Annotated in this window: 14 protein-coding genes; 5 read left to right on the forward strand and 9 right to left on the reverse strand. The window is 65.8% G+C overall.

Annotated elements, in window-relative coordinates; genetic code table 11:
• Positions 1 to 53: 53 nt before the first annotated feature.
• Both EIP75_RS01475 and EIP75_RS01480 read left to right on the forward strand, forming a co-directional pair.
• Positions 54 to 1,187: an aminoglycoside phosphotransferase family protein gene (locus EIP75_RS01475; RefSeq protein ID WP_125241595.1), complete on the forward strand. Its 1,134-nt coding sequence runs from the start codon at positions 54 to 56 to the stop codon at positions 1,185 to 1,187.
• 38 nt (positions 1,188 to 1,225) lie between these two features.
• On the forward strand, positions 1,226 to 2,821 hold the full coding sequence (locus EIP75_RS01480) for a DEAD/DEAH box helicase (protein WP_125241425.1): 1,596 nt from the start codon (positions 1,226 to 1,228) through the stop codon (positions 2,819 to 2,821).
• Between the two features lie 122 nt (positions 2,822 to 2,943).
• On the opposite strand, the gene EIP75_RS01485 is transcribed toward EIP75_RS01480, so the two are convergent.
• Positions 2,944 to 3,900: an AraC family transcriptional regulator gene (locus tag EIP75_RS01485; protein WP_125241426.1), complete on the reverse strand. Its 957-nt coding sequence runs from the start codon at positions 3,898 to 3,900 to the stop codon at positions 2,944 to 2,946.
• 222 nt (positions 3,901 to 4,122) lie between these two features.
• Between EIP75_RS01485 and EIP75_RS01490 the strand changes: the two genes are divergently transcribed.
• Entirely contained in the window at positions 4,123 to 5,304 is a 1,182-nt protein-coding gene (locus tag EIP75_RS01490) for an alkane 1-monooxygenase (RefSeq protein WP_125241427.1), read from the forward strand.
• A gap of 39 nt (positions 5,305 to 5,343) precedes the next feature.
• On the opposite strand, the gene EIP75_RS01495 is transcribed toward EIP75_RS01490, so the two are convergent.
• Positions 5,344 to 5,805, reverse strand: coding sequence for a PA2169 family four-helix-bundle protein (locus tag EIP75_RS01495; protein ID WP_125241428.1), 462 nt, complete (start codon positions 5,803 to 5,805; stop codon positions 5,344 to 5,346).
• A 287-nt stretch (positions 5,806 to 6,092) separates the two neighbouring features.
• Here EIP75_RS01495 and EIP75_RS01500 point away from each other — a divergent pair, with 287 nt between their 5' ends.
• Positions 6,093 to 7,502 carry a phospholipase D-like domain-containing protein gene (locus EIP75_RS01500; protein WP_158622708.1) on the forward strand — a complete coding sequence of 470 codons (1,410 nt, stop codon included), beginning with the start codon at positions 6,093 to 6,095 and terminating at the stop codon, positions 7,500 to 7,502.
• 45 nt (positions 7,503 to 7,547) lie between these two features.
• Here the strand turns inward: EIP75_RS01500 and EIP75_RS01505 are convergent, their stop codons facing one another.
• The 7 genes from EIP75_RS01505 to EIP75_RS01535 all read right to left on the reverse strand — a co-directional run bounded on the left by EIP75_RS01505 (position 7,548) and on the right by EIP75_RS01535 (position 12,340).
• The gene (locus EIP75_RS01505) at positions 7,548 to 8,639 is read right to left on the reverse strand and encodes a zinc-binding metallopeptidase family protein (protein ID WP_125241430.1); all 1,092 of its coding nucleotides are present in this window, start codon (positions 8,637 to 8,639) and stop codon (positions 7,548 to 7,550) included.
• Positions 8,640 to 8,684: 45 nt separating this feature from the next.
• Positions 8,685 to 9,038 (reverse strand): response regulator, encoded by a 354-nt coding sequence (locus tag EIP75_RS01510; RefSeq protein WP_125241431.1) that lies wholly within the window; start codon positions 9,036 to 9,038, stop codon positions 8,685 to 8,687.
• A 143-nt stretch (positions 9,039 to 9,181) separates the two neighbouring features.
• Positions 9,182 to 9,694, reverse strand: a complete 513-nt coding sequence (locus tag EIP75_RS01515) for a hypothetical protein (RefSeq protein ID WP_125241432.1) — start codon at positions 9,692 to 9,694, stop codon at positions 9,182 to 9,184.
• A 22-nt stretch (positions 9,695 to 9,716) separates the two neighbouring features.
• Complete coding sequence (locus EIP75_RS01520; RefSeq protein ID WP_125241433.1) at positions 9,717 to 9,923, reverse strand: hypothetical protein; 207 nt, start codon at positions 9,921 to 9,923, stop codon at positions 9,717 to 9,719.
• Positions 9,924 to 10,038: 115 nt separating this feature from the next.
• Positions 10,039 to 10,551, reverse strand: a complete 513-nt coding sequence (locus EIP75_RS01525; protein ID WP_125241434.1) for a BON domain-containing protein — start codon at positions 10,549 to 10,551, stop codon at positions 10,039 to 10,041.
• 126 nt (positions 10,552 to 10,677) lie between these two features.
• Positions 10,678 to 12,180 (reverse strand): dihydrolipoyl dehydrogenase, encoded by a 1,503-nt coding sequence (locus tag EIP75_RS01530; protein ID WP_125241435.1) that lies wholly within the window; start codon positions 12,178 to 12,180, stop codon positions 10,678 to 10,680.
• 1 nt (position 12,181) lies between these two features.
• Positions 12,182 to 12,340 (reverse strand): DUF3309 family protein, encoded by a 159-nt coding sequence (locus tag EIP75_RS01535; protein WP_125241436.1) that lies wholly within the window; start codon positions 12,338 to 12,340, stop codon positions 12,182 to 12,184.
• A gap of 285 nt (positions 12,341 to 12,625) precedes the next feature.
• On the opposite strand from EIP75_RS01535, the gene EIP75_RS01540 reads away from it, so the two are divergent.
• Positions 12,626 to 13,204 (forward strand): hypothetical protein, encoded by a 579-nt coding sequence (locus EIP75_RS01540; RefSeq protein WP_125241437.1) that lies wholly within the window; start codon positions 12,626 to 12,628, stop codon positions 13,202 to 13,204.
• Positions 13,205 to 13,252 lie beyond the last annotated feature (48 nt).

A 13,252-nucleotide genomic window follows, 5' to 3' on the forward strand; every position in this document is an offset into this window, starting at 1 on the left:
GGCGACTAAAATTGGGCGATTATTCCATGCGCACCCGCGCCTTCCCTGCCACCATGTCCCAGCCTTCCGAATCTTTGTCCGACGCCGTGCCCGATGGCGCCCTGCAGGCGCCTTCCGTGAGCTGGGCCGATCCGGTTCGCCGGGTGGCTTTCCAAGCCTGGCTGGCCGGTGTGGCTGGTGCCCATGGCCTGCAGCCAGCCACCGTGCGCCCGGCCAGCGCCGACGCCAGTTTTCGCCGCTACCTCCGGGTGGATGGCAGCGCGGGCCAGACCTTCATCGTGATGGACGCTCCGCCCGACAAGGAAGACTGCCAGCCCTTCGTCAAGATCGCGCGGCTGCTTCAGGCGGGTGGGGTCGGGGCGCCCGCCATCCTCGCGTGGGATGAGGCCCAGGGCTTCATGCTGCTCAGCGACCTTGGAGAGCACACGTTGCTGTCCACCTTGCAGCCCGAGGCCCCCGAGATGTCCCAGGCCGATGTCGACAACCGCGCACGGTACACCGCGGCGCTCGACGAGCTGGTGCTGCTGCAGCGCATCGACGCCCAGGCGCAGGTGCCCCCTTATGACGACGCGCTGCTGCAACGCGAGCTGGACCTGCTGCCCCAGTGGTACCTCACCCAGTTGCGTGGCCTGACCCTGACCGAGGCCCAGCAGGCCGTGCTGACCCGCAGTTTCGGCCTGATCAAGGCCCAGGTGCTGGCCCAGCCCAAGGTGTTGGTTCACCGCGATTACCACTCGCGCAACCTGATGGTCTCGCCCACCGATCCCCGCGCCCGCCCGGGGGTGATCGATTTTCAGGATGCGGTATGGGGCCCGGTCACGTATGATCTCGTGTCCTTGCTGCGTGATGCCTATGTGGTGTGGGACGAAGAACTGCAGATCGACCACGCTGTTCGCTACTGGGACAAGGCCCGCAAGGCCGGCCTTCCGGTCCCCGATGATTTCGGGGATTTCTGGCGCGACACGGAGTGGATGGGCCTGCAGCGCCACCTGAAGGTGCTGGGGATCTTTGCGCGTCTGGCGCTGCGCGATGGCAAGCAGCAGTACCTGGACGACATCCCGCGCGTTTGGCAGTACGCCCATCGGGTCTGTACACGCTACAACGGCTTGGGCCCCCTGGCGGCTCTTCTCGAGGCCGCCGAGGCCGGTACGCTGGGCATCCAGCGCCAAACCGGCTACACCTTCTGACCAGGCTATGTATCGCCTGGCCACAACCCTGAGGTTCTATGACCACCTCTCAGCCTGAGCAGACCGCTATCTCCGCCGACCAACTCCCTGATGCTGCCCCTGTGGCCGCCCCCGTGGCCACCGATGTGCCCACGCCAGAAGCCCCGCCCGCCCGCTTCGACACCCTGCCGCTGGATCCCAAGCTGCTGCGCGCCATCGAGTACCCCACGATGACGCCCATCCAGGCCAAGGCCATCCCGCTGGTGCTGGCCGGCCGCGACGTGATGGGCGCCGCCCAGACCGGCACCGGCAAGACCGCCGCCTTCTCCATCCCGCTGCTTCAGAAGATGATGAAGCACGAGAACGCCAGCGTGTCGCCCGCCCGCCATCCCGTGCGCGCCATCGTGCTGGCCCCCACGCGTGAACTGGCCGTGCAGGTGGCCGCCAACGTCAAGAACTACGCCAGCAAGTCCAACCTGCGCTCGGCCGTGGTGTTCGGCGGCATGAACATGCGCGAGCAGACGCTTGAGCTCAAGGCCGGCGTCGAGGTGCTGATCGCCACCCCGGGCCGCCTGCTGGACCACATCGAGGCCAAGAATTGCATCCTGTCGCAGGTCGAGTACGTGGTGCTCGACGAGGCCGACCGCATGCTGGACATCGGCTTCCTGCCTGACCTGCAGCGCATCCTGAGCTACCTGCCCAAGCAGCGCCAGACCCTGCTGTTCTCGGCCACCTTCTCGCCCGAGATCAAGAAGCTGGCACAAAGCTACCTGCAGGATCCGGTGTTCGTCGAAGTGGCCCGCCCCAACCAGACGGCCACCAACGTCGAGCAGCGCTTCTACAAGGTCTCCGACGACGACAAGCGCCAGGTGATCCGCCAGATCCTGCGCGACCGCGGCATCACCCAGAGCATCGTGTTCGTCAACAGCAAACTGGGCGCTGCGCGCCTGGCCCGCTCTTTCGAGCGCGACGGCCTCAAGACCGTGGCCCTGCACGGCGACAAGTCGCAGGACGAGCGCCTCAAGGCCCTGGCCTCGTTCAAGGCCGGCGAGGTCGACCTGCTGGTGGCCACCGACGTGGCGGCGCGCGGCATCGACATCGCGGCCTTGCCGGCGGTGTTCAATTTCGACATCCCTTTCAACGCCGAAGACTATGTGCACCGCATCGGCCGCACGGGCCGAGCCGGTGCCTCGGGCCTGGCCGTGTCGCTGGTCACCGGCGCCGATGCGCGCCTGATCGCCGACATCGAGAAGCTGACCAAGAAGAAGCTGGACATCGAGCCCTTCGAGGTTGAAGGCGGTGGTGATCGCCGTGCTCCGTCGTTCCGGCGTGAACGCCGTGATGATGATGTCCGCCCGGACATCGCGCCGGCTGGTCATGCGCACGCTCATGCCCATGCGCCGCGTCCTGCCGATGCGCGTGGTGCGGTGCGGCCCGGCATCCGCCGCCCGCACGCCGATCCGTTCTTCGACAAGCCCTACGAGGCGCAGAACGACGCGGATCCGTCCTGGGACCAGAAGGGGGCGGCTGCTGCGGCAGCGTCTTCCGCGGGCAGCGGGCTGTCTCGTTTCATCAAGCCCAGGCGCAAGGTGGCGACCTTGCTTGGTGGGTCGGGCACGGGCGGTGGCTCTGGCAGCGGGTCTGGCGCACGCTGATCACGCGGTTCCCGCGCGTCGATGACAAAGGCCTTCAGGCATCTTGCCTGGGGCCTTTTTTCTTGGTCTGCGGTGGTTGTGGCGCCTTGTCGGGCCAGCGCAGGCAAAGAAAAAAACAACCCCTAAGCAGCCGCCACCTCAGAAGCCGCCCCACTCGCCCGCGCCGCCTGCATCTGCCGCCAGGCCGAAGGCGACAGCCCATACTCCCGCTTGAACGCCTGGCTGAACGCCGCTTCAGACGCATACCCCACCTGATCGGCCACCCGGCTGATCGGCGCATTGCTGCCGGCCAGCTGCCGCGCAGCCAGCCGCATGCGGTGCCGCGTCAGGTAGGTCAGAGGCGGCTCGCCCAGGGTCTGGCTGAATCGGTCGGCAAAGGCCGAGCGCGACAGGCAGGCGTGCTGGGCCAGTTCGGGCACCGTCCAGTTGTGCGCCGGCGTGCGGTGCATGCAGGCCAGGGCGGTGGACAAGGCCCGGTCCTTCAAGGCGGCCAGCCAGTTGCCGGATTCTTCCGTGAGCGAGCTGACGTAATCGCGCAGGCACTCCATGAACAGGATGTCGCCCAGGCGGTTGATGATGGCCTGCTGCCCGGGCCGTGGGCTCATCAGCTCCTGCGCCAGGAACTGCAGCCCGATGGCCAGCCAGGGCGGCGGAGCCTCGCCCAGGCCGTGGATGTGCATCAGGCCGGGCAGGGCCGACACCAGGGGCGCGGCCATGTGCACGTCGAACCGGGCGTGGCCGCTGATCATGTGGGCCTGCGGCCCGCCGCCGCCCAGCTTGAGCGGGGCCAGGTCGGGGCGCTGCAGGTGGTCGCCCAGGTCATGGGGATTGGCCGCCAGGGCGGGCCGGTCCTGCACGCGGTGTGGCACGCCGGCGGGCAGCACCACCAGGTCGCCGGTCTGCAGGGCCACCGGGTCGTGGCCGTCGCGCAGCAGCCAGGCCTGCCCCTCCGTGAGGATGTGGAACGCGGCCAGGCCCGGGGTGTGCAGCTGCAGGGCCCAGGGCGCGCTCAGTTCGGTGGCCACGAAGACGACACCGTCGAAGCGCATGTCGTCGATGATGAGACTCAATGGGTCCATGGTGTCGGAGAATGCCACGTCTGTGGGACGCGTGTCTTCGTGAAAACGCCGACAGCGCTGTGCGATTCGCCGGAATGCGGTCTCATCCTCAACTTTCAGGGTTTTCACCCGGCGGGCGGCGGCGTATGACTGAACTGTGACGGCTTCGCGGCCATTCCGCTTTCGGGTTGCTGTGCAGACACTCCTGTCATCGGCGCACAGGCGCCCCGAAGGAGTACGACCATGGCACAAGCAGGCATCGCCCAGGCCCCCTGGGTGGATCACAAACGGTATCTTTGGCTGCTGGGCCCCGGGGTGCCCGTCATCGGCCTGGTAGCGCTGGGCCTGTTCCAGCAATTGCACTGGCACTGGGTGGTGTGGATGCCCATGCTGATCGTGCATGGCGTGCTGCCCCTGCTGGACTGGATCGTCGGGGAAGATCGAGAGAACCCGCCGGACAGCGCCATCGCTGCGCTGGAGGCCGATCCCTTCTACCGCTGGCTGCTGTTTGCGTTCGTGCCGCTGCAGCTGGCGGTCACCCTCTGGGGCGCCTGGCTGTTCGTCAACGTGGATGTGCCCTGGTACCACCAGTTGGGCCTGGGCCTGAGCGTGGGCCTGGTCAGCGGTATTGCCATCAACACCGGCCATGAACTGGGCCACAAGAAGAACACGCTCGACCAGTGGCTGGCCCGCATTGCGCTGGCGCCGTCCTGGTACGGGCATTTCTACGTGGAGCACAACCGTGGCCACCACAAGAACGTGGCCACGCCGGAGGATCCGGCCAGCTCCCGGATGGGCGAGACCTTCTGGGCCTTCCTGCCGCGCACCGTGGTGGGCAGCCTGAAATCCGCCTGGCACCTGGAGGCCGAGCGCCTGGCCAAGCAGGGCCGCAGCGCCTGGAGCGTGCACAACCAGAACCTGCAGTCCTGGGCGATGTCGCTGGTGCTTTTCGCCGCCGTGGTGGCGTGGCTGGGCTGGGCGGTCCTGCCCTTCCTGATCATCCAGGCGGTGTATGGTTTCTCGCTGCTGGAGGTGGTGAACTACCTGGAGCACTACGGCCTGCTGCGCCAGAAGGGTGCTGATGGCCGCTATGAGCGCTGCCAACCGCGCCATTCATGGAACAGCAACCACATCGTGACCAACCTGTTCCTGTATCACCTGCAGCGCCACTCGGATCACCACGCCTTCCCGGCCCGGCGGTTCCAGGCCTTGCGCCACTTCGACGAAGGCCCGCAACTGCCCTCAGGCTATGCGGCCATGCTGATGGTGGCCTACATCCCGCCGCTGTGGTTCGCCTTGATGGACAAGAAGGTGCTGAACCACTACAGCGGAGACATCACACAGGCCAATTTGCATCCGTCCAAGCGTGAGGCCTTGCTGGCCCGTTATGGCCAGCAAAAAGCCCGGACCACGGCCCGGGCTTGATCAAACGAGGCCGCGGGATGCGGCCTCGAGCGCTGTGCATCAGTGGTGAGCGGCAGCACGGGCCTGGTCACGCAGCGAACGCACCAGATCGTGGTTGCGCTGCACACCGGCGCGCTGGGCCACCAGCACCGAACGGATCTCGTCCGGCAGATCCTTCTTCAGGGCCTTGTCGTAGCGGGCCAGTGCGCGGTCTTCACCGCGCTCGCATTCTTCCAGCACGGCCTTGTCATCAGACAGCGACAGCGCGGCCTTGATGTTCAGCCAGCCGCGGTGCAGGGCGCCAGAGGCAGTGCCGCCCGTGGCCGGTTGTTCCTGGTTGGCGTAGACGATGCGTTGCAGTTCGGTGGCGGCGGCCTGGCATTCCGTGGCACGGCGCTCGAACATGGTCTTCAGGGTGGGGGAGTCGGCGTGCTCGGCACACTCGTGGAAGCCGTACTCGCCGTCCTTGCAGTTCTCGATGACGTCGTTCACGGTGTCGATGACTTCGGTTGCGTAGCTCATGGGGGTTCTCCTTTTGAGATCCTTGGCCAGCCTTTCATGTGGTGGCTGGCAAACCGAGTCCTCAGAGTAGGCCGCCCGCCGGCCGAGGGCAGTCAGTCGGCCCTGAACTGAAGGTCAGCCAAGCCTGACGCCTGTTAACCCTTGTCAGTGCTTCTTGACAGCCTTGTCGGCAGGCCCCGATAGCCCGCGCGTGGGCGCATGCCCACAATCAGTGCATCTGGTCTGCGCAGCTAAGGTGTGGCGTGATGCACGAACGACAACAAGGTCAAGTACCGAGGAGACAGCACATGCTCATCAGCGCTTTGGTGTGCGCTGCCGGGATCGCGGGGTGTTCCACGCTGGAGCCTCGCCGGCCTCAGCTGAATGCCGACACGGCGGTGAACAACGTGCAACTGGCCAGCCGCCTGCAGGTGGCCACGGCCAGCGACAACCTGCGGCGCGGCGAGCGCACGCGTTTGCTCGGGCAGGTGCAATCCGAGGGGCGCGCAGACCTGGTCAAGCGCCACCTCGCGGCCATGACCTCGCAGGAGCGCGTGCGCCTGCTGGCCGACAACGATGTGCACCTGCTGGTGGACGGGCCGCAGACCTTCGCGGCGATGTTCAAGTCGCTGGAGGCGGCCCGCCGGTCGATCTGGCTGGAGAGCTACATCATCGAGGACGAGGACATCGCGCTCAAGCTGCGCAAGCTGCTGATCCGCAAGCGTGCCGAGGGCGTGGCCGTGCACGTGATCTACGACGCGGTCGGGTCCATCGGCACCTCGCGTGATTTCTTCCAGAGCCTGCGCGATGCGGGCGTGCACACCTGCGCCTTCAACCCCATCAACCCGTTGACGCGTCCCGGTTACTGGAGCATCAACCACCGGGACCACCGCAAGATCCTGGCAGTGGACGAACAGCAGGCCTTCACCGGGGGGATCAACATCTCCAAGGTGTACTCGTCAGGATCGTCCATCTTCAAGAAGAAGAAGCCCTCTGAAGAAGCGGGCAAGGACAATGGCTGGCGCGATACCCAGGTGCAGATCGATGGGCCGGCAGCCGCCGAGATGGCCCGCATCGTGCGCCAGACCTGGGATGTGCAAGGCTGCAAGCCTGCGATCGACCCGGCCATCGTCACTGGCAGCGATCCCAAGGGTGCGCAAAAGCGCGGTGACAAGGTCCTGCAGGTGATTCCCAGCGGCCCCGACGAGAAAGGCATGGACACCTATGTGTCGCTGCTGACCGCGCTGGACGCCGCGCAGCAGAGCATCCACATCACCATGGCCTATTTCGCGCCGGGCGAGGACATGGTCCAGGCCTTGTGCGATGCCGCCCAGCGCGGCGTCGAGGTGCAGATGATCCTGCCCTCCATCAGCGATTTCAGCCCGGTGCTCTACGCAGGACGGGCGTACTACGACCGACTGCTGGCGGCCGGTGTCAAGCTCTATGAGCTAGACAGCGCCGTGCTGCATGCCAAGACCGCCGTGGTCGACGGCGTGTGGTCCACCGTGGGCTCCAGCAACATGGACTGGCGCAGCTTCGTGAGCAACAACGAGATCAACGTCGTGGTGCTCGGGCGCGATTTCGGCCAGTCGATGGAAGCCTTGTTCCAGCGAGACCTGGGCTCGTCGACCCCCATCAACCCTGCGACCTGGGGCCAGCGCCCCATGATGGAAAAACTCAAGGAAAAGGGCGCGCGGCTGTTCGAGCGGCTGATGTGAGGCCATCTTCCCGGCCCGGGCGAGTGGGCCGGGGCCGCGCCCCTGTCAGGCCATGATGGCCGACTCGCGCACCGTGTCGTGCACAAAGCGCAGCTTCTGGCGCACGGTCTCCGACAGCGTGAACGGGTAGACATCGTCCATGCCCATGCTGCGGTTCAAGGCATTCAGTGCCAGCCCCAGCCGCATCCAGCGCAGGATCAGATCGTTGAAATCAGGCCAGCGGTCCAGCAGCAAGGCGTCCTGGCGGGCCTTGCGCGCAGCCTTGGGGTCCTGGCCAGGCAAGCGAACCGAATCGGCGAAATCGTCGGCTGTCTCGATCATCGCCCGCATGTGCATGTAATGCGCCCAGGTTTCGGCCCAGCCTTCCCAGGCATGGGCGCTGGCGTAGGCCGAGATGTGCTTCTCGCCCCAGTTGAGATCGGGTTGCTCGTAGTGGCGTTGGAGTGCCTGCGCATAATCTTCGCGCTCATCGCCGAACAGCTCACGGAAGGCCTGCAGTCGTGCCTCATGGGGCGCCACCAGCTCATCCCAGTAGAAGTGGCCGATCTCGTGGCGGAAATGGCCCAGCACCGTGCGGTAAGGCTCGCCCATCTCCGTGCGGGCCTTCACGCGTTCCACATCATTGGCTTCGGCCAGGTTGATGGTGATGTGGCCATTGTCGTGCCCTGTCATGATCCGGCAGTTCTGCTCGGGCAGGTTTTCCAGAAACGAGAAATACAGCGGGTTGATCGTCTCGTGCTCGAACAGGGGCAGGCCCAATTCGCGCAGGTTGAACACCAGCCGGCGCTTGGCCAGTTCCATCTTGTAAAGGGCGCCTTGACGGCCTTCCAGGGACAGGTCGGGGATCTCGCGGGTGAGGCGGCAGGACACGCACAGCTCGTTCGTGTCTGCGGCCTCCACGGCCCAGTTGCAGGTGTCCGTGCTCACATAGTGGTGGCACAGGCGGTAGGCGGGGGCGTCGGCCTGCCCATCGGCCTGCTCCTGGGCTGCGACGCGCCACAGGCCGTCATCGCTGCGCTCCAGGGCAGCCAGGCGGAACTGGTCGGGCAGAAAGGCCAGGGTGTGGCCACAGGCGACACAGCGGGGGTTTTCGAAGTAAACCGGGCTGTCGCAGTGGTCGCAGCGGAAAGTCCTCATGGTGCGTGTGCTCGTTCGTCAAGCACCGCCCTGGTCTGCGACGTGTCAGGACGCCGGGGTCAGACCGTCCAGGAGCCGCTGCAGTTCATCGACATCGAAGGGCTTGGACAGGATGTGCACGCGCTCGGGCAGGTGAGGGCGGTACATCTCGGCGCGGTGACCGGTGAGCAGCAGTCCATGCACATGGGCATTGACCGCCATCACCTGACGCATCAGTTCCAGGCCGGACATGCCCGGCAGCTCCAGGTCACTGATCAGCAGGTCGAGCTGGCTGGACTGCAAGGCCTCGGTGCCGGCCTCGGCGCTCTCGAAAGCGCGCACGTCGTGGCCCCACGATTGCAACAGCATCTCCACCATGTCCCGCACGTCGGGAGCGTCTTCGATGTAAATGATCTTCATCCGGTCTGGGTCAGGGCGGCAAAAAGCCAGGAATCAAGGGTCGGCACGCACCAGTTCTGTGAGTCATCGGCTGGCAAGTCGGCATGGTATCCCATGACACCTCGCAGCAGGTGGCCTCTGGGCGTGCAGCACCCCCGGGGGAATCAAGCCGCCGCCGCCTGCAAGGCGTGGTGGCGAGACAGGTCGTGGTCCGCAAAGCGGGTGGAGGTCGGCAGCGAGCGTTCCAGCGAGCGGCGCAGCCGGTGCAGCATGGTTTCACGCTGCTCCAGGTAGAACTCGCAGGCCAGGGCCTCTGCCTGGGGAGATACGCGCCATAGCGACACCATCATTTCTTCCGCCAGGAGCGCGGCTTCCACCTTGGCGTGGATCACGTCGAACATGACCATCCAGTTGTCCTGGCTCGGATCCATGGCAACGAGGCGCGGCAGGATGGCGTGGTAGCACTCGCGCTCGGTGAAGGCCCGGTCCTCGGTCATGCTGCGTCCACCGACATCGGTGCGGCCCAGCGCGCTGTCGCGGGCCATCAGGAAGCACATCAGCTCGGCCAGCGCTTCACGGCGCAGCTCAGGGTTGAGTTCGCCCATGCGCTTGATCGCATCCATGTACAGCCGCACGGTCGTGTGGTCGTCGGTCATCAGTCTGTGGAACTCACCCATGTCGCACTCCAGGCTCTTGGTGTCAAGGACGCTCGGGGCGTCCGGGTTTCTTGATCTGGTCCAGCCCGCGCATGCCGTGCAGGTCGGTGTCCATCTGGCCTGACTCGATGTCTCGTCGGGCCTGTTCGATGACGCCGTCCGGGTCGGGTGCGACGTCGTGGTGGTCCTGATCGCGTTCGTGAGGCAATGGTGCCTCGGACGCGGAATGAGGGGCTTTGTTCTTTTTCATGGTTGTCTGCTCCATGGTGTTCGATCCTCAGTCCGCGTCCGCAGACGCCACCGGGGCCGGAAGGTCACTGGCCCTCCTTTGGCCGCCGGACGGATGCATTGCCGGCCGCAGCCGATCAGGAGGTCTTGTCGACGGTCAGGCGGTTGACCACATTGGTCACGCCCGTCACGGCCTGTGCCAGCTCCGAGGCGCGTGCCAGGGACTGAGCGTCAGGGGCCACCCCCGTCAGGGTGACCTGACCGGCGCTGGTGTCCACGTTGATCTTGGTGGCCTTGAGCTTGTCATCGGCTGCCAAAGCAGCGTTCACCTTCGTGGTGATGGTGGCGTCGGCCACGCTCGATTCGATCTTGTTGCCCAGGTCCTTGGCCTTGGCGCTGGCTTCGTTGGAAGCATTGGCCGAAGATTCGCGGGCATCGTTGACAGCCACCTGGGTGTCTGCCTTCAGTTCTGCAGCACCTTGGCGGGCGTCGGTGGCGGCATTGTCGGCAGCGCTGGAGGCGCTGGCGATGGCGCTGTCCAGTTGCTGGCCGGCGGTGCGTTCGTCATGACGGTTACAGCCGCTCAGGGCGACCACGCCCAGCAGGGCCAGGGTGGCGGGAGCGATCAGTCGGTGTTTCAAAGTGTTCATGCTTTTCTCCTTGTCCAGCGGCGGCGCTCTCAAGAAGCCGCCTGTGTTGGTGGTGCGTCGGATGGCGGCCAGACCGTCTTCCGCATGCTCATAACGATAAGAGCGCGCCGCTCGGGCGGCCAGTCATCAGAGGCCGATTCCCATGTCGGCGCATGCTGACAATGGGGAAGCAGGGCGCATCGTGGCCTGTCCGGCCAGCTGGGCGCGCGCATGGCCGAGGGCGGTGCGTACGGCTTCTTCCACCACGGGGTGGTAGATGGGGCAGTCGAGCAGCGTGTCGATGGTCTGCCCCTGGTGCACGGACCAGGCCAGCAGGTGCGCCAGGTGTTCGGCGCACGGCCCGATCATCTCGGCACCCAGCACCACACGCCGGTCGCGGCACACATACACGCGCAGGGCCCCGCGATTCATGTCCTTGATGCGGCTGCGCCCCTGGTCGGTGAAGTCGGCCACGCCGGTGACGAAGGGATGATGCGAGCGGGTCAGTTCTTCGTGGCCGCGGCCGATGGCCGCGATCTGCGGATCGCAGAACACGATGCGCAGCGCGGTTCGACGGCCGCCTTCCAGCGGCGCTTCAGGCAGGTGATGAGGCGGTCCGGGTTGCGCGACGGCTTGCGTCGCTGCCCGGCGCCCATCCCGCACGGCTTCATGCAGCAAGGGGTGGGCCCCGCTCACGTCGCCAGCCAGGAAGACACAGCTCTCGCCGACGCGTGTGCTGCGGTCCTCGTGGTCAACCAGGCCTTCCTTGTTCAACGTCAGGCCGCCCTTGTCCAGGTCGAGTCCGTCGAACACGGGCTGGCGGCCGATGCACACCAGCACCTTGTCGACCACGGCGCTGCCGCGTTCGCCGTTGGCATCGAACTCGACGCGGGCCTGGCCACCTTCTGCTTCAGCCATGCTGCGCACCTCCGCCCGGGTGATGAGCGTGATGCCTTCGGACAGCAGCGGGATGGCCAGCGGGCGCAAGGCAGGATCCCTCAAGCCTCCCGGCGCGTCTTCGCGCATCAGCCACACGACACGCACGCCGAGGCGGCTGAGGGCCTGTGCCATTTCGGTGCCGATCGCTCCGCCCCCGATCACCGCGATGGACCGCGGCAGGGAGGGCAGTTCGAAGAGGGTGTCGGTGGTCAGGAGGTGACCGTCGATGGCCTCGCGCCAGGCGTCGGGCACCACGGCACGCGAGCCTGTGGCCAGCACGATGCTGCGGGCCTTCACGATGGCATGGTCATCGACCTGCAGCTCGCACGGGCCGATGAACCTGGCGCGGCCAGTGAGCCGGTGTGCCGCAGGCCAGGCTTCGGCTTCGCGGATCACGCTGTCGACAAAGTAGTCGCGCAGTTCGCGCAGCCTAGCCATCACCGCTGCGCCATCCACCCGCGCACCCACCGCCTGGATACCGAACCGATGGGCCTGCCTGATGGCATGCGCACGGCTGGCAGCCTCGATCAGCAGTTTGCTGGGCATGCAGCCCGCTCGGGCGCACAAGGTGCCATAGCCGCTGGATTCGATGACCACGAGCCGCGATGTATGACGGGCGGCCGCCTTGTAGGCGGCCATGCCCGCCGACCCCGCGCCCACGATGGCCAGGTCGACATCCAGGTGCCGAAGCCCTGGCTTGGCGGCGGTCACGTCAGATGTGGCCCAGCAGGACCAGTACCAGCAGCACCACCACCACCAGGCCCAGGCCGCCAGTGGGGCCGTAACCCCAGTTGCGGCTGTGGGGCCAGGCGGGCAGGGCGCCGATCAGCATCAGCAGCAGCACGATCAGTAGGATGGTTCCCAGTGTCATGGTCGTCTCCTCGTTGTGGTTCGATGAGGCCACTGTAGGCAAGGCTCGGCACGCTTGGCATCAGCGGACAGCGCGATCGGCTGTAGGGTGGTGCCTACCCACAAGCCTGTTGTCGGCGTTGCCCTACAGGCCTATCAGCCGATGCTGCCGTCTTTGTCGGCATCCATCCAGATGTGGCCCTGACAGCGGCGCCGCACACTCCATGACGTCACTTCAAGGCCCTGCTGCTGAGGGGGCCATCCAACGAAGTGCCTTCGTTTCGACATGAACCACACGGAGATACCCATGAAAAATACACCCCGCATCGCCCGCACTGCTCTTCAATCGCTGGTGTTCGCTTCCAGCGCCTTGTTCCTGGCCTCGGTGGCACACGCTGCCGACACCCACGCCAAGGGCAGCAAGGAAGCCTACGAGCACACCAAGTCCGAGGCCAAGACCAAGTACGACGCCGACAAGGAAAGCTGCAAGCAGCTCAGCGGCAATGCCGCCGATGTGTGCAAGGCCGAAGCCAAGGTGCACCACGTGACCGCCGTGTCCACGGCTGAAGCCCAGTACAAGAACACGCCCAAGGCCGCGCACGCCGCCCGCAAGGACATCGCCGAAGCCCAGTACGATCTGGCCAAGGAAAAGTGCGATGACCAGACCGGCAATGCCAAGGACGTGTGCAAGAAGGAAGCAGAAGCCACGTACACCGCAGCCAAGGCCGACGCCGAGGTCAAGCTGAAGACCCGCAAGGCCATCAACGAAGCCGCTGAAGACAAGAGCGATGCGAAGTATGCTGCTGCCAAGGAAAAGTGTGATTCTCTGAACGGTGATGCCAAGGACGCTTGCCAGAGCAAGGTCAAGGCTGATTTCGCCAAGTAAAGTCGAGCGCGTTTCCTCTCTCGTTCTTTGGATTTGAACGCGGGCGGC

It is taken from the genome of Aquabacterium soli, from assembly GCF_003933735.1.
GTDB lineage: Bacteria > Pseudomonadota > Gammaproteobacteria > Burkholderiales > Burkholderiaceae_C > Aquabacterium > Aquabacterium soli.